The sequence below is a fragment of the Nocardia sp. CA-135953 genome (genome assembly GCF_050955735.1).
Lineage (GTDB): Bacteria > Actinomycetota > Actinomycetes > Mycobacteriales > Mycobacteriaceae > Nocardia.
Window position 1 is genome coordinate 6,461,450 of sequence record NZ_CP192082.1, and the last position, 21,891, is coordinate 6,483,340.

A 21,891-nucleotide genomic window follows, 5' to 3' on the forward strand; every position below is an offset into this window, starting at 1 on the left:
CACCCCCGCATGCCACTACCTCCGCCGGGCCCGGTTGATGAACCCCAAGTCAGTGTCCATTTGGTCGAAAAAGCCTGCTGGCCAATCACTCATCGATCCAGTCGGCCCGATGGTCAATTCGTAGGGATCGGGATCGACGCCGAAGTAGTGCACCACGGCGTCCGAGTGGACCAATGACTCGTTGGCCGTCACCGCTCGCCGGATCCCATTGAGCACATGGTCACTGTGCGTCTCGACCACCACCTGAACTCCAGCAGCCGCGATTTGAGCGAAGAACCGCCCTATCATCGACTGTGCCGCCGGGTGCAGGTGTGCCTCGGGGCTGTCGACGATCAACATCCCACCGGTCGGGACGACGAGTCCGGCCACGATGATCGGCAGGCTGTAGCTGATTCCGAACCCCGTGTTGGTCAACAAGATCCATCCATCTTGCGAGCTGGCCCGCACGTTCAGGGTAGCAACCCCGGTGCGCGGTACCACCTGGGCTTCTATCTGCAACGGGCCCACAAGGCGGCTCATCCAGGCCTCGACTTGCGGACGCAGCAGTGGAGACGCCGAGTCCGCATGCTGCCGGGCAGAATCCACTTCCGCTCGGTCGGCGAGCGCCAGCACATGCGCGGCAAATCGGCCATCTTCACCTAGCACACAGCCATTTTCGGACGGCGAGGTAGGCAGCGCGATCCGTGGACCGATGCGCTCCGCAGCCAGATAGGTAAACGCCCCGGCACGGTCACCGAAGGGATAGGCTGGGCGCCCGGGCCGGTCGACGATGGACAACCGGGACGACTCCGGGTTCTGCGCACCGGAGAACTCCCAGCTCGCCGCGCTACCGTCGCCAAATGTCACCGAGATCGCGATCGCGTCCGAAGTGGCTTCCGCAGAAAGCACATCCGCGGCCTGGCCGAGATCGAGACCTGGATAGCCATTGAGAGCGACGAAATCATCGGTGTCCAGCTGGCCTTGGTGCGCTAGGTGCAACGCCTGAATTACCGTGCTCTTGCCCGCACCGTTGAGGCCAGTCAGCACGGTAAGCGCGTTGAGGCGCAATGAGAGTTGTTGGAACCGTTTGAAGTTGGCGATCTCGAGGGCTTCGATCACAAACCGACATCCTTCATGATGCTGCGCGGCTTGGCAAAACGTGTTTTGACACGTTGCGGGTCGGAGGTCGAGGCGCTGATCGATGCGATGTAGGCTTGGTCGTCAGTCATCGCCGACCGCGCCCGTTTGACAATTTTGGTTCGAACACTTTCGAGCTGCGCTGGCTTGTAGTCCGCAAGCACCACTGCCCAGCTTTCGAACAGTGCCCGATTGATCGGCGAGAGCCGATTGCTCGAGAGTGACCACTTCCGAAAGGCGTGCGAACCGAAGACGAGGCGGGCGTTGTCCATAGCGCGCACGAACTCGTCGAACCATTCTCCGACCTGAGCATCGGACACTTTGTCCTTTGCGTCGATCAGCTCAGCCGTCTTGTCCAGCAGGTTCTCCAGGCTGCCGTAGCGGTCGTAGTCGCGGATGTCGACCAGACGACGAAACGCGATGAATCGGAGGACCGCCTCACGGTCATTCATACGTATGTGGTCGCGTAGCACGCCGCCGGTCGCCGCATGAAAGGACGGGTGCGACGCACACAGCTTGAGCAGTTGCCGACTGCGGTTGCGGCTCATGCAGTGCCGAATCTCCATCGCGTTCAAAGGTTCGCCACCGGTATTGATGCGCTTGAAGATGTTGTACTTCACGTCATTTGGCGTCGACGGATCGATGACGTGGACAACGATCTGGGTGTTGAGCAGGCGACGACGCAGCGGCGGCGTCAGACTGTCGAACTTCTTCCCGTCCTCATCGAGGTACTCCAGATCATCGAGGGCGAAGGCAAGCTTCCGGGCGAAGTCGTGGATCGTCGAAAGACGTTGCAAGCCATCGACAACGCGCAGCAGTCCCACCTCGTCTTCGGCGAAGTAGAAAGCGGGTAGCGGAATCTGCAGCAGCAGGCTTTCAATCAACCTGGACTTCTGCCTTGGCTTCCATACCCGATTGCGCTGAAAGTCCGGTGCGAGTTCCAAGTCCGCGTCGTCGATCATGTCCAAAACATTGCGCAGCGCGAACTGACGGGTTGTCACCCGGATCTTCTCCGGATCCCATGGCCTGATCTCGCCCTCGTGGGGCATGGGGTAATCAGGTTCTACCTCGACACCGGTAGCCTCACCCTCGAAAACTTCCTCGACGATGTGATCGGGTTCGAACGAAGCATCGGGCGCATCCACTGCCGACATAGGTTCGGATTCTAGATGAGTCCGGGCCCAGTCCGGCAAAGTCAGGGTGAGGTCGTCGGCACGGAGCAAGTCTTCGCGTCGACAGAATCAAGGGCGCCGCTACTTCGATCACATACACCCAGCCTCGAGCCGAGCCAGCGGGGGCGACGTACTCGAAAGCCGGAAGTCCCGTCGATGACCAATCTGATCGCCTCGGGCTGTTCGTCCGGCGGGTACCGCTACTGCTGGTAGCTCCTCAGCAGGAGGGCTAGGGCATCGAATATGGAGAGCCCGCGCCCTCGTTCACGATAGGCCCTCGACTGCTCCCTCAGACTCGGAGAATTCTGTTTCGTTCACATCCCGTGCCGAGCGATCGGAGCACTTCTAGTGCGCGAAGCGACGCGCCACCGGGCGTTTTAGCTCCGATGTTCGCGTGTCGCCGTCCGGGCTGGCGAGGCGTCGTTCCAGGGTAGTGAACGCGCTGATCGCTTCTGGTGACTCGAAGGCTCGGTTGCGGCGGCCAATCGTGAGCTGGCGCAGGATTCCGGCCTCGGTCAATCGGTCGACCGCGGCATTCGTGGCGGGGAAACTGCGTCCGATGAGTGTGGCTGCGGTGGAGACGGTGAGAATCGGCGCTCCGATGAGCTTGCTGAGGAGCAGGTCCAGCGCGGAGTTCGCCCGCACCGGCGCCACTCGGTCCCGCCACGATCGTTGCAGTTCGACGGCTTTCACCTCGAAGGCGGTCGCATCCGCTGCCGCCCGAGTGCATGCCGCGGCGAAGCGCGCCACCCACAAGTTCAGATCGTCGGTGGCCTGCGCCGATTCGGACGAGCCGATGTGCCGGAAGCGAGTCAGACCGTCGATGTAGCTGTCACTCCAGGTAGCGAGGACCAGAGAGACAGGCGCAATGATGCGTTCGGCTACACCACGGCGGCGCAGCACGAGATGGATCAACGCACGGCCGGTTCTGCCATTGCCGCCGATGAACGGGTGGATCGTTTCGAACTGCGCGTGCGCGATCGCCGCTTGCGGCGACGGCGGGCAGGTCATCGCTGTTGCAGAAGTCGACCAGGTCTTCTATCAGTTCTGGTACATATTCCGGCGGCGGTGGAACGAAAGCGGCCGAGCACGGATTGAACGAGCTACCGCCGATCCAGTTCTGCACCTCACGCAAGCATCCGCCGTGCTCGGCAATCTTGGTACCAGCCAGCAAGCGCCGATGAACCTCGAGCAAAACATCTTCGCGGATCAACTCGTCGCGACTGATCGCATTGGTTGCGACCGCCATCGCGTCGATGTTGGCCAGCACCTCCGTGGCCGTGACGTCGGAGGATTCACCCTCCAACTTCCGCGCCGCCTCCGCGCGCAGCAGTCGACGCGCTCCGATCTCCAAGCCCTCGATTCGCGAAGAAGCGACAGCCTCGGCGCGAAGCAGCAAGCGAGACAACGCCTCCGTCTCGACCAGCGCTTTCGCCTCGGTGTCGAGGCGGGCGATGGCGACCTCGGCATCGACGACGTCGGCGGCGGTCTCGCTGGTCAGCACGATGGGGCGACCGACCAACGGATCGGGCAGGTACGCCTGGTAGGTGCCGGAGCCACGGTCTCTGCGAGACAAACCACCACCATCCAAGTTGCCCGCCCAGCGCAGCTGTACAACCTTCGCCATGTCGCCTCTTTATTAAAGGTTAACAGATAACCTTTAATAAAGGACGCAGTTGTTAGTACTTGCCGCAAAACACACGAGGGCACGGACTCGGTGGGAGTCCGTGCCCGTTCGCTATCGCATTATGCGTGGGCACCGAAGGATTCCGATGCGATCATCACGAACTTTCCTGGTCCGAACTCGAATTCTGATCGGGCGCAAGGAAAGTCGAACAGCCGAGGGCACGGACTCGGTGGGAGTCCGTGCCCTCGTTCAATATTCGATTGATGCGCTCACAAGGAGCGCAAGCTCACCAGGAGCTCTTGTGCACACCCGGCAGCTCACCGCGGTGCGCCATTTCGCGCAGGCACACGCGGCACAGGCCGAACTTGCGGTACACCGCGTGCGGGCGGCCGCAGCGCTGGCAGCGGGTGTAGGCGCGAACGGCAAACTTCGGCTTGCTGTTGGCCTTGTTGACCAGTGCTTTCTTAGCCATGTGCTCAGTTCTCCTTGAACGGGAAGCCGAGGTGCTTGAGCAGGGCACGGCCTTCTTCGTTGTTGGTCGCCGTGGTCACCACGGTGATGTCCATACCGCGCGGGCGGTCGATGGAGTCCACGTCGATCTCATGGAACATCGACTGCTCGCTCAGGCCGAACGTGTAGTTGCCGTTGCCGTCGAACTGCTTCGGCGACAGACCGCGGAAGTCGCGGATACGGGGCAGCGCGATGGAGACCAGCCGATCCAGGAACTCCCACATGCGGTCGCCACGCAGGGTGACCTTCGCGCCGATCGGCATGCCCTCACGCAGCTTGAACTGCGCGATCGACTTGGTGGCCTTGCGGATCTCGGGCTTCTGACCGGTGATCAGTTCCAGATCCCGGACCGCGCCGTTGATGAGCTTGGCGTCGCGCGCGGCGTCACCGACACCCATGTTCACGACGACCTTGACCACGCCCGGGATCTGCATCACGTTGGCGTAGTTGAACTCGCTGTTCAGCGCGTCCTTGATCTCGGCACGGTAGCGCGCCTTCAGCCGCGGCTGGGCAGGAGCGGAGCCTGCGGAGCGACCCGATGTCACAGTCTCAGAGGTGGTCATGTCAGATGTCCTTCCCGTTCTTACGGGAGATCCGGACCCGCTTGCCGCTCTCCTCGTCCGTCCGGTAACCGACGCGGGTCGGCTTGCCGTCGGAGTCGACGACCATCACGTTGGACACGTGGATCGGAGCTTCCTGGGTCACGATGCCGCCCGAGGAGGCACCACGCTGGTTGGTGGAGTTGGCAACGTGCTTCTTGATCCGGTTCACGCCCTCGACCAGGACCCGGTTCTCCTTCGGGTAGGCCTGGATGACCTTGCCCTTGGCGCCCTTGTCCTTACCCGAGATGACGAGCACCGTGTCGCCCTTGTGCACCTTCATGTCAGAGCACCTCCGGAGCCAGCGAAACGATCTTCATGAACTTCTTCTCGCGCAGCTCGCGGCCGACCGGGCCGAAGATACGAGTGCCACGCGGGTCGTTGTCCGCCTTGATCAGCACGGCCGCGTTCTCGTCGAACTTGATGTACGAACCGTCCGGGCGACGACGCTCCTTGACGGTGCGCACGACGACGGCCTTGACGACCTCGCCCTTCTTGACGTTGCCGCCGGGGACAGCGTCCTTGACGGTGGCGACGATGATGTCGCCGATGCCGGCATAGCGACGCGACGAACCACCGAGAACGCGGATGCAGAGGATTTCCTTCGCACCCGTGTTGTCGGCGACGCGCAGTCGCGACTCCTGCTGAATCACTTCAGCCTCCTTGACCTGGATGTATACGCACGCCGGATTGCCGACCCGACGGGCATGGTCGTGTCACCACCCGAACGCGCGCCTGCCAGCGGTTTCTCGATCGGATGGATCAACCACCGGGGGTTCGCGGCCGAATTGCGGGCACAGCTCCCGCAGGCAACCGGTTCAGTCTAGGGGAAGCCCCAGGTCGGTCCAAAATCGGGGCGGGCCATCGGACCGAGGCTGAACTTCGCCTTTGCATCCTCTCGCGCCCGAAAGTCGGAGAGTCCCGGCTCATGCCGCCCACTCGCTCGGCGAGCGAGTGGGTCTTACGCAATCGACACCAGCAGGGTTGAAACCAGCCCTGTAGAACCGCTCGAACCCCAGCTGGAAGGGGCCGCGGGCACAATGCGTCGGCTGGTTACTACCCTCGGGACGAGCAAGATCTCCGGAAGACCCGTGCATATTCCACATCACCGCTGGAAAAGGGGTTCTCTTGACTTCGTCCGCGCGTCCCACCCGGCTCGGTCGCCGCACGTTTCTGATCGCACTCGGTGTGATTCCGGCCACCACCGCGCTGGTCTCGTGCTCGCGGGAGCAGTCGGTGCGGCTCACCGGTGTCGATATGCGGGGCGAGGACCCGGCGATTCGGCCACAGGACGATTTGTTCCGTTACGTCAACGGCGGCTGGCTGCGCGATTATCAGCTGCCGCCGGACAAGCCGTCCTACACCACCTTCGACGAGGTCGGCGACCGGGTCGAACAGCAGCTTCGGGCGATCATCGACGGCATCCACGACCCGAAAGCCGGGACCGCCGAGCAGCAGATCCGAGATCTCTACGACGCGCGGGTCGATCTGGCGGAAATCGAGCGGCTCGGCGTGGCCCCGCTGGCGGATCTGTTCGCGGCGATCGACGGCGCGACGACCAAACCGGATCTGGCCGAGGTGATGGGCGCGCTGCCGATCGGCGGGCTCATCGGCTTGTCCGTCGGGGTCGATCAAAACAATTCGGCCAAATACGTCGCCGGCATCTCCCAGTCCGGTATCGACTCGAATATGGGCGAGCAGTATTACCGCAAGCCCGAATACGCCGAGCAGCGTGCCGCGTATCAGACCTATCTGCGACGCCTCGCCGCGGGCGCCGGCTTTCCCGATCCGGCGGGCACTGCCCAGCGGGTATTCGAACTCGAAACCAAGATCGCCAGCGGCTTCTGGGACGATGTTCGGCTGCGCAATCCCGATGCCGTCTACAACCCGATGAGCTGGACCCAATTGACCTCGCTCGCACCGCAATTCGATTGGGAACCGTGGCTGGCGGGCAATACCGACCGGCCGCGTGCACTGTTCGATCGCGTGGTGGTCGGCCAGCCGTCGTTCGTGTCGACGGCCGGAAAGCTCTGGGCCGAGGTCGATATCGCCGCCTGGCGGGAGTATCTGCGCATGGCGGTGGTCAAACAGTTCGCATCACTGCTGCCCAAGGCCATTGCCGATGCCGAATTCGATTTCGTCGGAAAGGTGCTGCAAGGGTTGCAGGAGCGTCCGGAGCTGTGGAAGGACGGCATCGCGACCCTCAATGCGAACCTGAGCCAGCCGCTCGGGAAACTCTATGTGGACAAACACTTTCCGCCCGCGGCCAAAGAGCGCGCCTTGGCGATGGTCGCCGATCTCATATCCGCCTATCGGGCCGACTTCACCGATTCGACCTGGATGTCGCCGCCGACCAGACAGGCCGCCATCGCGAAGCTCGACAAGATAGTCACGAAGATCGGCTATCCGGACAACTGGATCGATTACTCGGGTTTGACGATCACACGCGGCAAATTGATCGAATCCGTTCGCGCCGCACAGCGTTTCGAGACCAAGCGCGGTTTCGCGCACCTCGGCACCCCGGTCGACAAATCCGAATGGCAAATGCCACCGCAGATGGTGAATGCCCAGTACAACCCGAACGCCAATTCGATCTCGTTTCCGGCCGCCATTCTGCAGCCGCCGTTCTTCGACTCCGATGCCGCGACCGCGGTCAACTACGGCGCGATCGGGGCGGTCATCGGTCATGAGATCGGACATGGCTTCGACGATCAGGGTTCGCGCTACGACGGTGACGGCAATCTTCGCGACTGGTGGACGCCCGAGGACCGGACCGCATTCGAGGCCAAGACCAAGCAGCTCATCGATCAGTACAACGCGCTGGTCCCGGCCGGTCTCGACCCGAGCAAGCACGTCGACGGCGCGCTCACGGTCGGCGAGAATCTCGCGGATCTGCGCGGTCTCGGTATCGCCGTGGCCGCCCTCGACATAGCCGATAAACACGACGGCAAGGGCGACCCGGACAACCGCACGCTGTTCCTGTCCTGGGCCCGGATCTGGCGGGAGAAATCGACGAAGCAGCACATGGAACTGCGACTGGCCATGGATCCGCACGCGCCCAACGAGTTCCGCTGCAACCAGGTGGTCCGCAATATCGACGAGTTCTACACCACCTTCGCCGTCGAACCGAGCGACAAGCTGTACCTGGCCCGGGACCAGCGGGTCTCGCTCTGATCCGACGGGCTGGCAACGCCGGAGACAGGTAGCCTCGGGCCAGCACTATCGCGCCTGACGAGGATGCGGCCGGGACCGCATCGGGAGAGGAAATCCTCGTGACATCAACCGGTCGTCTCGGTCAGCTGGACCGTCGTGCCTTCCTGATCGCGCTCGGGGTGGTGCCCGCGGCCGTCGCTCTGGCCTCCTGCTCCAAGGATGAGCCTCAGGTGCAGCTCACCGGGGTCGATCTGGGCGGCGCGGACGAGGCGATCCGGCCGCAGGACGATCTGTATCGGCATGTCAACGGCAAGTGGCTGCGCGAGTACCAGCTGCCGCCGGACAAGGCTGCGGTCGGCGCGATCAGCGATGCCAGCGATCGGACGCTGGATCAGCTGCGCGAGATCATCGAGGGTCTCGAGGATCCGAAACCGGGTTCGGAGGCGCAGCAGATTCGCGATCTCTACGATGCGCGCCTCGATGAGGCCGCCTTCGAAACGCTCGGCATGACACCGCTGACCGATCTGTTCGCCAAGATCGATGGCGCGGCGACCAAACCGGATCTGGCCAAGGTGATGGCGGAGCTGCCGATCTCCGGGCTGATCGGCATCGGAGTCGGCATCGACCGCAAGGACTCCAATTCCTATATCCCCACCGTCAGCCAGTCGGGTATCACGCTGAGCGAGCAGTATTACCGCAAGCCGGAATACGCCAAGCAGCTCGCGGGCTACAAGACCTACCTCGAGAAGATGTCCGCGGGCGCTGGGTTCACCGATCCGGCGGGGATCGCGCAGCGCATGGTCGATCTGGAGACCAAGATCGCGGCGGCGCATTGGGACAGCGTGCGCAATCGCAATACCGATGCCACATACAACGTGATGGGCTGGCACGATCTGGTCGCGCTCGGACCGCAATTCGATTGGGATCCGTGGATGGCGGGCAATACCGATCGGCCACGCTCGCTGTTCGACAAGCTCGTGGTGGCGCAGCCGTCGTTCGTGACCGCGGCCGCGCAACTGTGGGCCGAGAACGATATCGCGCTGTGGCGAGAGTATCTGCGGGTCAATGTGGTCGCGCAGTTCGCCCGATTCCTACCCAAGGCGATCCGCGACGCGCGGTTCGATTTCGTCGGCAAGGTGCTCAGTGGACTCGAGGAGCGGCCGGAGACCTGGAAGTCCGGCGTCGGCGTCGTCGACGACAATCTCGGTGACCAACTCGGCAAACTGTACGTGGACAAGCACTTTCCGCCGACCGCCAAGGATCGGGCCAAGGAGATGGTGGCCGACCTCATGGCCGCTTATCGGGAGAACTTCACCAATTCGACCTGGATGTCCAAGCCGACCAGGGACGCCTCGATCGTCAAGCTGGACAAGATCGAGGCCAGAATCGGATATCCGGATAAGTGGGACGACTACTCCGCGCTGAAGATCACCCGGGGCAAGCTGATCGAATCCCTGCGCGCCGTCAATGCTTTCGACTCCAGGAAGGCGTTCAACCGGCTCGGCACTCCGGTCGACAAGTCCGAATGGGGTATGTCACCGCAGACCGTCAATGCCTACTACTCACCCACCAGCAACCAGATCACCTTCCCCGCCGCTTATCTGCAGCCGCCGTTCTTCGACAAGGACGCGACGACCGCGGTCAATTACGGTGCGGTCGGCGCGACCATCGGTCACGAGATCGGCCACGGCTTCGACGATCAGGGCCGTAAATACGATGCCAGCGGTAACCGCAGCGACTGGTGGACACCCGAGGACCTGGCCGCATTCGAGGCCAAGACCAAGCAGCTGATCGACCAATTCGACGTGCTGGTCCCCGAGGGCCTCGATCCCAAATACCACGTCGACGGCGCACTCACCGTCGGCGAAAACCTCGCCGATCTGCGCGGCCTGCAAATCGCCGTCGAGGCCTACCGTATCGCCGCCGAGCGCGACGGTATCGACCCCGACTACCAGCAGATGTTCTTCTCCTACGCCCGCAGCTGGCGCGAAAAGCAGACCGAGGAATCAACCATCAGCCTGCTCCAGGACGTCCACGCCCCCAACGAATTCCGCTGCAACCAGATCGTCCGCAATATCGCCCAGTTCTACAACACCTTCGCCGTCAAGGAAGGCGACAAACTCTTCCTCCCCGAAAACCAGCGCATCACCCTCTGAGCCGTAGGCCGACCTTCCTCGTTATCGGACCAGGTCCGCGAAGCTGATATCGCCCAGCACCACGTGTTCCAGTCGTACGAATCCGTCGCGATGCAAGCGGTGCAGGCGGTATTCGGCGGCGTGGGCGTCGAGCCGGAACTCGCGGACCTCCTCGATGTCGTACTTGGTGTCGAGTGCGACGACAAGATAGAGCGGGATCCCCGCGCGGGCGTACTGAACCTTCTTGTCGAGCAGATCCTCGGCGGCGGTGGATGGCGAGGAAACCTCGATGACGATCAGGGCATCACCGGCCTCCGGTTTCGCACCCCGCTCCGGAAGGCACCGATAGACCGTGACATCCGGCCGCCGGAACGTGAATTTGGGTACTCGCCAGAGCACTACATCGATATCGGTTTCGACTCGAATACACGGTTCGGTACTCGGCAACTGCTCCATGGCACCGGCCAGCCTGCGCGCCACGCGATTGTGCTCGGGTACCGGCGACTCACAGACGATCACATGCCCGTGTACGACCTCGATTTCGCGTGCTGTCGCCTCGGGCAGTTGACGGTATTGCTCCTCGGTCATCTCGTGCGGCAGATGGCCGAACGGCTCGATCGTCATGACGGAAGCCTACCCATTCGTCATGTCCGGAGCCCGACTTGGAATAAGCCCGGCTACTGTGCCGGGCTTATTCCAAACGGGACCCGCTTCTGGGCTTTCGCCGCCGAACCGACTCGGGTCAGAAGGCGCTGCCTGTGGAGGGGCGGGGGAAGTAGCCAGGCCAACCGGGGTAGTAGCCCGGGTAGCTCGGGTAGCCCGGGTAGCTGCGGTGGCCCCATCCACCGTTGCCCCAGCCACCGAAGCCACCCCAGCCGCCGAAACCGCCGTGGCCGTGGATGTCTTCGGCCTGATCGACCAGCACGATCGCCGGACCCTGGGTGTCGGTCGTATCGGCGAGCGCGGGTCCCGCGACAGCGGCGATCGGGGCCAGGGCAAGGGCGGAGGTGATGGCGATGCGGGCGACCATGGGGCGGACGCGTCCGGCGGAACTCTTTTGATTCATCGGAACTAGCCTCGATTCGGTATGCGTCAGTCGTGCGAAGACCCGCGTCTTCACGGGTTCGACGTCGATGCCTCCCGGACGAGAGGATCATTTATTGACGTCATTTAACGTACCGCTAGATAGCGGCACGTTCAATAGGTTTGCAACAGATGACATGACAGCAACCGCCGAGCCGGGGTGGTGCGGCGGTCAATGTAGGTTAGGCTGACCTATGCTATTGCGGCTCGAAGGGAGCCGAGTCGGGGAATTCCTCGATGAAGGAGAGGGTGTCGATGGAGTCTGTACGGACGTCTCGTGGCTGGAAGCGGGCGGCGGTTGCCGTGCTGGCCGGTGCCCTGACCCTGGGTATCGCCGCCTGTGGGTCGTCGAGCGACGACGCGGGGTCCGACGGTGGCGCACCCGTTACCGTCAACCACGCCCGCGGCACGACAACAGTGCAGGGCACCCCGAAAAAGGTTGTCACACTGGGGAATCAGTGGCTGGATTCGACGCTGGCGCTCGGGGTGACCCCGGTCGGCTACGTCGACAATGTCGCCTCGATATCCAAGAGCACCCCGGCATGGGAGCCGAAGTCGCTCGAATCGGCGAAGGCCCTGAATACCACCGGCAATATCGCCGAGCAGGTCGCGGCGCTGGAGCCGGATCTCATTCTGGTGGACGGATTCCTGGCCGACCAGAAGACCTATGACGAGCTGTCCAAGGTCGCCCCGACGCTGCCCGCACTCACCTCCTCGTCGATTCAGCCCTGGCAGGACCTGGTGACCACGCTCGGCAAAGTACTGCACAAACAAGACGACGCGACGCGCGTGATCGCCGATGTGGACAAGAAGGTGCAGTCCATCGGCCAGGCCAATCCGGGTCTGAAGGGCAAGACCTTCGCGAGCACCTGGTTGGCCAGCCCGGCGCAGCTGATGGTGCTGACCGATCCGAACGACGGGTCCAGCAAGATCTTCTCCCAGCTCGGACTGAGCATTCCGAAGAACCTCACCGATCGGCCGTCGAACCAGGGCAGGCTGGCGTTGTCCCCGGAGCGGGTCGACGAACTCACCGCCGATCTGCTGCTCGCGGGCTACTCCCCCGGTATGGACGAAAAGTACCGGCAGCTCCCCGGATACGCCGATCTGCCCGCAGTGAAGAAGGGTTCGGTGGTTTTCCTCACAGTGCAGGAGATCAGCGCCGTCAACCAGCCGACCGCACTGTCGGTGCCCTACCTGCTGAACAAGCTGGAGCCCGCCTTCGCCAACGCGGCGAAATAGGTTCAGCGCGCCGGAGATTCGAGGCTCGCACGCATCAGCGCGCGGGCCTTCGGCCATTCCGCGGCCAGAGCCAGCAGGCATCTGAGTTCATCGGTCCGGTCGCGCAGGTCGACCGGAGTGGCGCGACCGGAGGCCGTCGCGGGCGACCGACCAGCCGTAACTCAGCGCGCGCCGACGAGTTCGTCGGCCTCGGCGAGTTCGGCCAGTTCCTCCTCGACGTACTTATCGCCTGCGAAGTACGAGGCCGCGGCGGCCAGGAACATCATCAAGGCGGCCGAGACGAACACCACGATCAGACCCGAGTGGAACGGTCCGGTCAGCAGATGCGGGAAGAATTCCTGACCGGTGAGGGTGTCCGCATCGACGCCCGGCTTGGCCAATTCGCCACTGGGACCGAGCAATTCCTGGATCGGGTTGTAACCGAGGAAAGCGGCGAACATGCTCGCGACGGGCGGCAGGTCGGCGAGTTGGGACGCGGCGCCCGCGGATACACCCTGGGCGCGCAGACCACTGTCGAGTGCCGAGGGCAGGCTCGCGGCGAGGCCGACGACCATGAGCGAGAAGAAGATTCCCATCGACAGCGCATTGCCGCCGTTGAACAGGGTGCCGCGCATACCGGATGCCGCGCCGCGCTGGGACGCGGGCACGCTCGACATGATGGCGGCGGTGTTCGGTGAGAAGAACAGTCCGCAGCCGATGCCGTTGAGCAGCACGATCGTGGCGAACACCCAATAGTCGAAGTCGACCGGGATGACGAGCAGCAGCAGGAAGGTGAGCCCGGCCAGCGTCGCGCCGCCGGTGGTGAACCGGCGCGATCCGTAGCGGTCCGACAGCCAACCCGAAACCGGTCCGGCGGCAAGGAATCCCACGGTCAGCGGCAACAGATAGATACCGGCCCACAGCGGCGTCGATTCGTAGTCGTAGCCGTGCAGCGGCAGCCAGATGCCCTGCAGCCAGATGATCAGCATGAACTGCATGCCGCCGCGGCCGATCGAGACCATCAGATTGGCGAAATTGCCGAGGCCGAACGCACGGCTGCGGAACAGCGACAGATGGAACATCGGCTCGGCGACCTTGGTCTCCACCACGCAGAACGCCGCGAGCAGGGCGATGCCGCCGAACACCGCGCCGAGCACCCAGGGGTTGGACCAGCCGGTGGGATGTCCACCATGGGGCTGGATGCCGTAGGTGATGCCGGTGAGCAATGCGGTCAGTCCGAGGCCGAAGGTGATAGTGCCCGCCCAGTCGACCTTGCCCTCGGTGCGCATGCCCACCTCGTGCAGCGAGCGATAAGACCAGATCGAACCGATCACGGCGATCGGCACGCTGACCCAGAACACCGCGCGCCAATCCCATTCCGAGAGCACGCCTCCGATGATCAGTCCGAGGAAGGAGCCCGCGACCGCGGCGACCATATTGATGCCGAGTGCGGTACCACGCTGTTTGGCCGGGAAGGCGTCGGTGAGGATGGCCGTCGAATTGGCCGTGAGCATGGCGCCGCCGATGCCCTGCAGCACGCGCCAGACGATGATCCACATCGCGCCCGAACCACCCTGGAACGGATCGAAGGACAGCGCGACCGAGGTCACCGCGAAGACGGCGAAGCCGAGGTTGTAGATCCGGACGCGGCCGAAGATATCGCCGAGCCGCCCGAACATCACCACGAGTACCGCGGTGACGAGCAAATAGCCCATCAACATCCACAGCAGATAGCCGACATTGCCCGCTTCCAGTGGATTCAGCCCGATACCTCGGAAGATCGCGGGCAGCGAGATCAGCACGATCGAGGCATTGACCGCACTGAGCAGCACACCAATGGTGGTGTTGGTCAGGACGATCCACTTGTAGCGCGGGTGATCCCGGTCGTAGCGCAGGCGGCGGCGAATGGTCTGGACATCACCCAGATCGAGATCGGCGGATGGAATCGTCACGGCAGCCCCTTGCTGATTGTTACCTCACGAAACTATATAATTAGCTGATGTAACTATCAAGCCGGGGCCCCACTCAGTGGACCGCTCAGCCCTCCGCGGCCTTGCGGTAACCGCGTACCGCGAAAGCGCCGAAGACCGAGGCGAACCCAACGGACCAGGCCAGGGTCTGCAGCAGCGGGGTGGCGATGGGGCCGCCGATCGTGCAGCCGCGCATTGCCTCGATGGCGCAACTCATCGGCTGGACGCGAACTACCGGCTGCAGCCAACCCGGGTAGTTCTGCACGGGTACGAATCCGGAATTGAAGAACATCCCCAGCAGCACGAGCGCCGAGAACAACTGCACGACCTTGTCGCCCGCCTTGCTGACGCCGACCGTGATCACCATGGTGGCGAAGCCGGGAATCAGCAGCACCGGAACGGCGAGCGCGCCGAGCACACCCAGCCAGCCCTGCTCGAAGCGCAATCCGAGCGCGATGCCGAGAGCGACCACGATGATCGTCGCGATCAGCGTGCGTCCGCATTCGGCGAGCAGTCGGCCGATCAGTCCGGCCGCGCGGTGTACCGGCAGCACCCAAATGCGCCGCAGCAGACCGCTTTCCCGTTCCGCGTAGAGCGAAAGGCCGGTCCCCATGGCGCCGTACATCGCGCCGGTGACCGCGATCATCGGGACAAAACCGTAGATGGCGTCCACACCGGAGGATGCGCTGAGGAATTTGTGGAGCACCAGTTGGTACATCAACAGCAGCAGTACCGGCAGGATCACGGTCGAGGTCAGCACCTCCTGCTCGCGCGGCCAGCGTCGCAGCAGTCGGCCCGTTTCGACGAAGCTCTGGTCGATCAGTGTTTTCACGGCCGTCGCCCTTCCACCCAGACCGAGATCGCGGTGAACACGACGATCAGACCCAGAATCCAGGCCACCGCAACGGCGACGGCCGAGGTGTATTCGCCATCCGCGAGATCGCGCAGGGCCGCAGCGGCCTGGGAGACCGGCTGATTGCGAACGAAGGGCTGGATCCAACCTGGAAAGCCTTCGGCCGGAACGAAACCCGTGGACATCATGATGAGCAGCAGTTGCGGTGCCAGCAGTGCGGACGCGCCGACTTCCGGCTTACCCGTGGCGACGCCGAGCGTGTCGGCACCGATGACCAGTGCCACGGCAAAGGCAAGGGATAATGCGATGAAGACGAGAGCAGCTGCCGCGCTGTGGAATCGGAATCCGAAGGCCGTGCCGATGACCAGCGCTCCCGCGAGCCCGGCCAGCGCGCGAACCAGATTCGCGGACATCCGCGCGGCCAGCGGTACCCACGATTCGACCGGCATGGACCGCATGCGAGTTCCCATGCCGCTGAAGGTATCTCGGGCGGCGCGGTCGGCCGCGGACATGGCGGTGAAGAACATGCCCTGCAGCAGGATCACCGGCAGCAGGTACTGGGCGTAGTCCGCACCGGTCTGCTCCATCGACTTGCGCAGCGGGACATAAAAACAGACGAAGAAGATCATCGGCGCGACGAAACCGAAGGGCAGATCACCCTCGCGGATCGCCGCGCGCACGGTGCGACCGCTCAACGCGGTCCACTGCATTCCGGCGGGAATGGTGACTGATTCGGTCATGCGGTCACCAACCCGGGCTCGTCGGTGGTGAGCTTGATGAAGGCCTCGTCGAGTGACGGTCTGCGCAGGGCGATATCGATGAGTTCGATACCGGCCTCGGTAATGCGGCGCAGCGCCTCGGCCAGCGTGGCGGCACCGTCGGGAGCGGGAAGCGACACCCGGTCCTTGGATTCGGCGACGGTCACCGTGCCGAGACCGTCCAGTGCGGTGATCACGGCGGGCACGTCACCCGCGTCGACCGGAACGACCTCGCAGTAGCTCGAACCCGAACGGGCCTTGAGTTCGTCCGCAGTGCCCTCGGCGATGACGCGGCCCTTATCGATGACGATGATGTTGTCGCTCAACGCATCCGCCTCTTCGAGGTACTGCGTGGTGAGCAGGATCGTCACCCCCTGTTCTTTCAGCGAACGCACCAGCGACCAAACGCCCTGTCTGCTCACCGGATCCAGGCCGGTGGTGGGCTCGTCCAGGAAGACGACCTTGGGCGGGCGCACCAGCCCGCAGGCGATATCGACGCGTCTGCGCATGCCGCCGGAGTAGCCGCCGACGCGACGATCGGCCGCCTCGGTGAGATCGAACTGTTCGAGCAGTTCGGTGGCGCGGACCTTGGCCTGTTTCGGACGCAGACCCATCAGGCGGCCGAACAGGACGAGGTTCTCCCGGCCGGTCAGCACCTCGTCCAGGGCGGCGTACTGGCCGGTGAGCATGATGGATGCCCGCACATCCGCGGCCTCGCGCACGACGTCGTATCCCGCGACCAGGGCGCGGCCCGCATCGGGCTTGGTGAGCGTGGACAGAATGGAGACCGTGGTGGTCTTGCCCGCGCCGTTCGGGCCGAGTACGCCCAGCACACTCCCGGCCGGCGCCGAGAAACTCAGCCCGCGCACGGCGTGGACGTCGCCGAAGGACTTGCGGACGTCCTCGACCACGATAGCGTTTTCGATTGCGTTCATCGTTCTCCCGGAGTTGCGCTTGGTATGGCGGCGGCGACCGCAGTGATGCAGCGCTGCCAGATAGTGGCGAAACGGTCGATCTCGGTGGTGTCGAAAAGTGCGTCACTCCAGCGGAACAAGGTGGCCAGCTGGGGTCCATCGGCGCCGGGGTAGACGGCGACGACGAGGTCGAGTGCGTAGCGCAACGGCATCTCCGGTTCGGGTGCGACCGGAAGCCGTTGGTGCAGGGCGAGGTCGGTGATCGGGGTCCACGGACCCGATGCGCCTGCGGTGAGGTCCATGCGGCCCAGGTAGTCGAGCATCACCTGGGGATCGGTGTGCGACTCGGTATCGCCGTAGCGGAGCAAGCCGTAATCCAAGCCCTTGTTCGGAACGCTGTCGAGTTGTGCCGCAATCGCTTTCAGCAAGTCTGCGACTTCGGCCGAACCGGATTCGGCGCGAGTGATATCGAGTGTCGAGCCCGCGCCGACGCGCAATGGGTACACGGTGGTGAACCAGCCGACCGTCCGCGATGTGTCGACGTTGCCGACGGCGGCGTCTTCACGGCCGTGGCCCTCGAGGGCGACCAGTGCGCCGGTGGAGCCGTCCTGGTTGCGTTCCACTCGCCAGGTGGTGAGTGCGATTGCCAGTGCGGTGAGCAGTAACTCGTGCATGCCGAGGTCGTTGCCGAGGCCGTCGAGGATGTGGCGGGTGATGTCGGTCGGCATGAACGACGGCGTGAGACGGTAGGCGGACCAGGTGTCGCGGGTCGGATCCGGGTGGCGCAGGCCGAGTTCCGGATCGGAGCCGGTCAGCTGGTCCGACCAGAAGTCGCGTTGGGCCGATACTTCCGGTGCGGTACCGCGCTTGTCGAGCAGTTCGGCCCAGCTGCGGTACCCCGTCGATTCTGGTGCGACAGTGGGGGTTTGCCCCTCTGCGATTTGCGACCACGCGTCTGCCAGATCCGCGAGGATTATGTGCCAGGAGACGGGATCGACCGCGAGGTGATGGATCGACAGCAGCAGCACATCGCGGCCCAGGAAGCGGACGGCCTGAATCATGGTGCCGGTCTTCGGATCGATGCGGTCGATCGCCGCTCGTGCATGCTTCTCGAGCGCGGTACCGAAATCACCGGATTCCCGAACCTCGTGCAGGATTTCGGCGGCGCGCACGCTGCCCGGCGCTCTGGTTTCGAACCGGTTTCGGGTCCTCGACAGCTGGCCGCGCAGCATGTCGTGACCGTCGATCAGTGCCTGTAGCACCGCTTCCAACTGGGCCCGATCAACCTCGGCGGGCAGCGATACCAGCGTCGAGAGTGCGAGCCTGCGGAAGCCGCCGTACTCGTACATCCAGGACATGATCGGCGTCGGGAGTACCTCGCCGATCGCGGTCGGGATGTTCTCCTGTTGTGCCGCACGGGAATCGATGGCGGCGGCCAGGTCGCGGACCGTGGGGTTGGTCATGACCATGGCCGGACCGACCGAGAGTCCGGCGCGTCGCGCCGCGTTCACCAGGGAGATGGCGACAATGCTGTCCATGCCGAGTTCGATGAAGTCGTCATCGATGCCGGGCGTACCGCCAAGCACCTCGGCGAGCGCTCGACACAAGGTCCGCTCGGTATCGGTGCTCGGCAGGGTGCGCTGGGCGGAGCCCTGTAGGGCCTCCAGCGCCAGCGCGTTCAGAACTCGGACGTCGAGCTTTCCGTTGGGGGTGACCGGCAGCGCGGGCAGCGCAATGACCCGCGCCGGAACCATATACGCAGGCAGGCGCTCCGCAAGGCGGGCACGCAAGGTGGCCGAATCAGTACTGACCGCGAAGGCGACAAGACTCGGGCCGCTCGGCCGCTGCACGACCGATACAGCGCCCGCACGAACCTGCGGCAGCCGTAGCAAAGCCGTTTCGATATCACCGATTTCGATGCGGTAGCCGCGAATCTTGACCTGGTCGTCGGCTCGGCCGAGATAGGCGAGGTCGCCATTCGGCAACTGCCGCACCAGATCACCGGTGCGATACATGCGAGCCCCGGGTCGGAAGGGGTCGGCGATAAAGCGATCCGCGGTGATGGCGGCCTTACCGATATAGCCGCGGGCCACCTGAGCGCCGGACAAATACAGCTCACCGACGACACCGCGCGGCACCGGCCGCAGCATGGCATCGAAGACGTACGCGGACATGCGATCTACCGGTCCGCCGATGGTGGGCTGGGCATTGCCCGGCTCGTTGCGACCGGTATTCACCGTCGCGACCACCGCCTCGACCGTGGTCTCGGTGGGGCCGTAGCAGTTGTAAACCGCGGTACCCGGCAGCGCGCGCAGCTGCTCCCACATGGGCGCACCGATGGCCTCGCCGCCGAGGGCGAGCACGGTCAGTCGCTCACCGTCCACCAGACCGGCGGCCGAGAGCTGGGTGAACATCGACGGCGAGGTGTCGATCATGTCGATCTGGTGCCCGACGATGCCGTCGACGAGGCCCTGCGCATCGCGCATTTCGGTCTCGTCGAACAGGTGGACGGTGTGACCGTCGAATAGGCCGATCATCGGCTGCCAGGAGGCGTCGAAGCTCAGCGACCAGGCGTGTGCGATGCGCAGGCGGCGGCCGAGCCGGGCCACCGCCGGGCGGTAGACGCGGTCGCGGTGGTCGGTGAAATAGCTGGTCAGAGCGGCATGGGTGCCGATCACGCCCTTGGGTTCGCCGGTCGAGCCGGAGGTGAAGATGAGGTAGGCGGTTGTCTGCGGGGCGACCGGGCGGTAGGGCGAGACGGGGTGGTTGGCGATTCGCTCCGTGACGGCGGGATCGTCGAGTAGCAGGACCGGGTGTGTGGTCTCGCCGAGCAGGTTTGCGGACTCCCCAATTGTCAGAATGAGTTTCGTATCCGCTTGGCGCAGTATGGATTCGATGCGGGCAGCGGGAGCCGAGATGTCGACCGGCACATAGGCTCCGCCAGCTTCCAGTACGGCGAGGATCGAGATGATGGATCGAGCCGATCGCGGTAATGCCAGGGCGACAACGGTTTCCGGGCCGACACCATTGGTGGTCAGCTCATTCGCCAGTTGCCCAGCAGCTGTACGCAATTCACGGTAGGTGTAGCGATCCGAACCGGTGCTCAGTGCGATCGCATCCGGGGTGTGGGCGACCTGGTTCAGGAAGAGCTCGTAAGCCGTGCCATTCACGCAGACGTCCTTGCCTGCAACGATGACTTTTTCGTCGGCCAGCAGCACGTCCAGTGCATCGGGGCTCGAATCGCCACGATCGGGCAGCTGACGCAGCACCGACAGGATCCGCCGGCCGATATCGCCGACCGTGAAGTGCGGCAGGGCTTCGGCAATCGCCTCGAGCAGGACGACGAGCGTGCCGTCGTTCAGATGAGACACCACCGAAAGCGGGTAGTGCACCAGACTTTCCATGGCCACCGGCAGGAATCGGGTGCCGCTCGCGGTGACGATCGGATCGGTGGCCGCGCCGATGGGTGCGTTCTCGAAGACGAACAGCACGTCGAACAGCGCACCGTGCCCCGCCACACGCTGAATAGTCGACAGGCTCACATATCCCGCGTCCCGCATAGCCGCCGATTCGCGCTGCAGTTGTGCACATTGCTGGGCGACGGTGCTGGTCCGGTCGATGATGACGCGCGCGGGCACGGTATTGATGAACAGCCCGATCATCGTCTCGACGCCGGACAGCGCATCAGGACGGCCGGAAATGGTGGTGCCGAAGACGACATCGCGTCGACCGGTGAGCCTGCCGAGGACGACGGCCAAGGCATACTGCACAACGGTATTGACCGTCAGGCCGTTCGCGCGTGCCCATTGCACCAGCCGCGCGGTTTCGGCATTGTCCAAGCTGAATCGGCTGCGGCGCGGAATCGCCGCGCCGACTTCGGTTGCCGTACCGGCGGCCAGCATGAGCGGACCGCTCAGCGGCGCGAGGTATTCGGTCCAGCTGCGGGTGATGGCGGCGGTGTCCTGCGCGGCGAGCCAGCCGATGTAATCGCGGTACGGCCGGGCTGGTGGCAGCGAATCCGCCTGTCCCCCGGCGTCGTACACCGCGATCAGCTCGCGGAAGAACACCGCGACCGCCCAGCCGTCCATCAGGATGTGATGCGCGGTCACGATCATTCTGCGCCTACCCACCGCGCCGACTCCGTCGGTTGCCATCCCGCTGTATTCACCCACCCCGCCGACTCCGTCGGCTGCCATCCCCCTGTGTTCACCCACCCCGCCGACTCCGTCGGCTGCCATCCCCCTGTGTTCACCCACCCCGCCGACTCCGTCGGCTGCCATCCCCCTGTTTTCACCCACCCCGCCGACTCCGCAAGCTCCGTCGGCTGCCATCCACCTGTGGCGCTCGGCGGGCAGCGTAACCAGGGTGATCCGCAGGGCCGGACCGCGAGAGAGATCGAACCGCTGCTGCCGGTCCGCCTCGGCGATGGCATCGAATTCCGCAGGTAGCGCGGAGGTTTCGAACCAGGGCAGATCCACCCAGGTCGGCACGATCTGCACCGGCTTGGGTAGATCCTTATCCCAGAACGCGGCCCGCAGATTGGCGTGCCGCTGCAGGATCGCCTCGGCGCTGCGGCGCAGCATCGGCACGTCGACCGGACCGCCGATATCGATGACGAACTGCATCGTGTACAGGTCGATCCCGTCGGCGGCCAGCCGCGCCAACGAGAACAGACCCTCCTGCAGTGGGCTGAGCGCGAGCACATCCTCGATTTCGGCCGGGACGCTCCGGTCCACACTCATCGCAACGCCTTTCGGCCCTCGGACATCGCGTCACCCTTCGT

General features: G+C 64.2%; 17 protein-coding genes and 2 pseudogenes. 3 read left to right on the plus strand and 16 right to left on the minus strand.

Features of this window, described 5'->3' with window-relative positions:
• Window positions 1-15 precede the first annotated feature (15 nt).
• The 9 genes and pseudogenes from ACQPXH_RS29650 to rplN form a co-directional block, all read right to left on the minus strand.
• Entirely contained in the window at window positions 16-1,098 is a 1,083-nt protein-coding gene (locus ACQPXH_RS29650; RefSeq protein WP_433599749.1) for an AAA family ATPase, read from the minus strand.
• Window positions 1,095-2,270, minus strand: coding sequence for a DUF262 domain-containing protein (locus tag ACQPXH_RS29655; protein ID WP_433599750.1), 1,176 nt, complete (start codon window positions 2,268-2,270; stop codon window positions 1,095-1,097). The genes ACQPXH_RS29650 and ACQPXH_RS29655 overlap by 4 nt, the downstream gene beginning before the upstream one ends.
• 363 nt (window positions 2,271-2,633) lie before the next feature.
• Window positions 2,634-3,203, minus strand: coding sequence for a hypothetical protein (locus ACQPXH_RS29660; RefSeq protein ID WP_433603706.1), 570 nt, complete (start codon window positions 3,201-3,203; stop codon window positions 2,634-2,636).
• A gap of 30 nt (window positions 3,204-3,233) precedes the next feature.
• Window positions 3,234-3,299, minus strand: a pseudogene (locus tag ACQPXH_RS29665) (hypothetical protein); the annotation flags it as partial.
• Between the two features lie 283 nt (window positions 3,300-3,582).
• A pseudogene (locus ACQPXH_RS29670) lies at window positions 3,583-3,915 on the minus strand (Fic/DOC family N-terminal domain-containing protein); the annotation flags it as partial.
• A 286-nt stretch (window positions 3,916-4,201) separates the two neighbouring features.
• Window positions 4,202-4,387 carry a type Z 30S ribosomal protein S14 gene (locus tag ACQPXH_RS29675; protein WP_062983162.1) on the minus strand — a complete coding sequence of 62 codons (186 nt, stop codon included), beginning with the start codon at window positions 4,385-4,387 and terminating at the stop codon, window positions 4,202-4,204.
• 4 nt (window positions 4,388-4,391) lie between these two features.
• Window positions 4,392-4,988: a 50S ribosomal protein L5 gene (gene rplE, locus ACQPXH_RS29680; RefSeq protein ID WP_433599751.1), complete on the minus strand. Its 597-nt coding sequence runs from the start codon at window positions 4,986-4,988 to the stop codon at window positions 4,392-4,394.
• 1 nt (window position 4,989) lies between these two features.
• Window positions 4,990-5,307 carry a 50S ribosomal protein L24 gene (gene rplX, locus ACQPXH_RS29685; protein WP_062983172.1) on the minus strand — a complete coding sequence of 106 codons (318 nt, stop codon included), beginning with the start codon at window positions 5,305-5,307 and terminating at the stop codon, window positions 4,990-4,992.
• A gap of 1 nt (window position 5,308) precedes the next feature.
• Window positions 5,309-5,677: a 50S ribosomal protein L14 gene (gene rplN, locus ACQPXH_RS29690; RefSeq protein ID WP_040686591.1), complete on the minus strand. Its 369-nt coding sequence runs from the start codon at window positions 5,675-5,677 to the stop codon at window positions 5,309-5,311.
• A 475-nt stretch (window positions 5,678-6,152) separates the two neighbouring features.
• Between rplN and ACQPXH_RS29695 the strand changes: the two genes are divergently transcribed.
• On the plus strand, window positions 6,153-8,198 hold the full coding sequence (locus ACQPXH_RS29695; protein ID WP_433599752.1) for a M13 family metallopeptidase: 2,046 nt from the start codon (window positions 6,153-6,155) through the stop codon (window positions 8,196-8,198).
• 98 nt (window positions 8,199-8,296) lie between these two features.
• Entirely contained in the window at window positions 8,297-10,333 is a 2,037-nt protein-coding gene (locus ACQPXH_RS29700) for a M13 family metallopeptidase (protein ID WP_433599753.1), read from the plus strand.
• Between the two features lie 21 nt (window positions 10,334-10,354).
• Here the strand turns inward: ACQPXH_RS29700 and ACQPXH_RS29705 are convergent, their stop codons facing one another.
• Both ACQPXH_RS29705 and ACQPXH_RS29710 read right to left on the minus strand, forming a co-directional pair.
• Complete coding sequence (locus ACQPXH_RS29705) at window positions 10,355-10,936, minus strand: Uma2 family endonuclease (protein WP_063046884.1); 582 nt, start codon at window positions 10,934-10,936, stop codon at window positions 10,355-10,357.
• Between the two features lie 118 nt (window positions 10,937-11,054).
• Window positions 11,055-11,378, minus strand: a complete 324-nt coding sequence (locus ACQPXH_RS29710; protein ID WP_433599754.1) for a hypothetical protein — start codon at window positions 11,376-11,378, stop codon at window positions 11,055-11,057.
• Between the two features lie 272 nt (window positions 11,379-11,650).
• Between ACQPXH_RS29710 and ACQPXH_RS29715 the strand changes: the two genes are divergently transcribed.
• Window positions 11,651-12,634, plus strand: a complete 984-nt coding sequence (locus ACQPXH_RS29715) for an ABC transporter substrate-binding protein (protein ID WP_433599755.1) — start codon at window positions 11,651-11,653, stop codon at window positions 12,632-12,634.
• A 161-nt stretch (window positions 12,635-12,795) separates the two neighbouring features.
• Here the strand turns inward: ACQPXH_RS29715 and ACQPXH_RS29720 are convergent, their stop codons facing one another.
• From ACQPXH_RS29720 to ACQPXH_RS29740, 5 genes are all read right to left on the minus strand, one after another.
• A complete protein-coding gene (locus tag ACQPXH_RS29720) occupies window positions 12,796-14,565 on the minus strand; it encodes an MFS transporter (RefSeq protein ID WP_433599756.1) in 1,770 nt (589 codons plus the stop codon).
• Window positions 14,566-14,650: 85 nt separating this feature from the next.
• Window positions 14,651-15,415: an ABC transporter permease gene (locus ACQPXH_RS29725; RefSeq protein WP_433599757.1), complete on the minus strand. Its 765-nt coding sequence runs from the start codon at window positions 15,413-15,415 to the stop codon at window positions 14,651-14,653.
• Complete coding sequence (locus ACQPXH_RS29730) at window positions 15,412-16,176, minus strand: ABC transporter permease (RefSeq protein ID WP_433599758.1); 765 nt, start codon at window positions 16,174-16,176, stop codon at window positions 15,412-15,414. The genes ACQPXH_RS29725 and ACQPXH_RS29730 overlap by 4 nt, the downstream gene beginning before the upstream one ends.
• Entirely contained in the window at window positions 16,173-17,129 is a 957-nt protein-coding gene (locus ACQPXH_RS29735) for an ATP-binding cassette domain-containing protein (protein WP_433599759.1), read from the minus strand. The genes ACQPXH_RS29730 and ACQPXH_RS29735 overlap by 4 nt, the downstream gene beginning before the upstream one ends.
• Window positions 17,126-21,850, minus strand: a complete 4,725-nt coding sequence (locus ACQPXH_RS29740; protein WP_433599760.1) for an amino acid adenylation domain-containing protein — start codon at window positions 21,848-21,850, stop codon at window positions 17,126-17,128. The genes ACQPXH_RS29735 and ACQPXH_RS29740 overlap by 4 nt, the downstream gene beginning before the upstream one ends.
• Window positions 21,851-21,891: the final 41 nt, after the last annotated feature.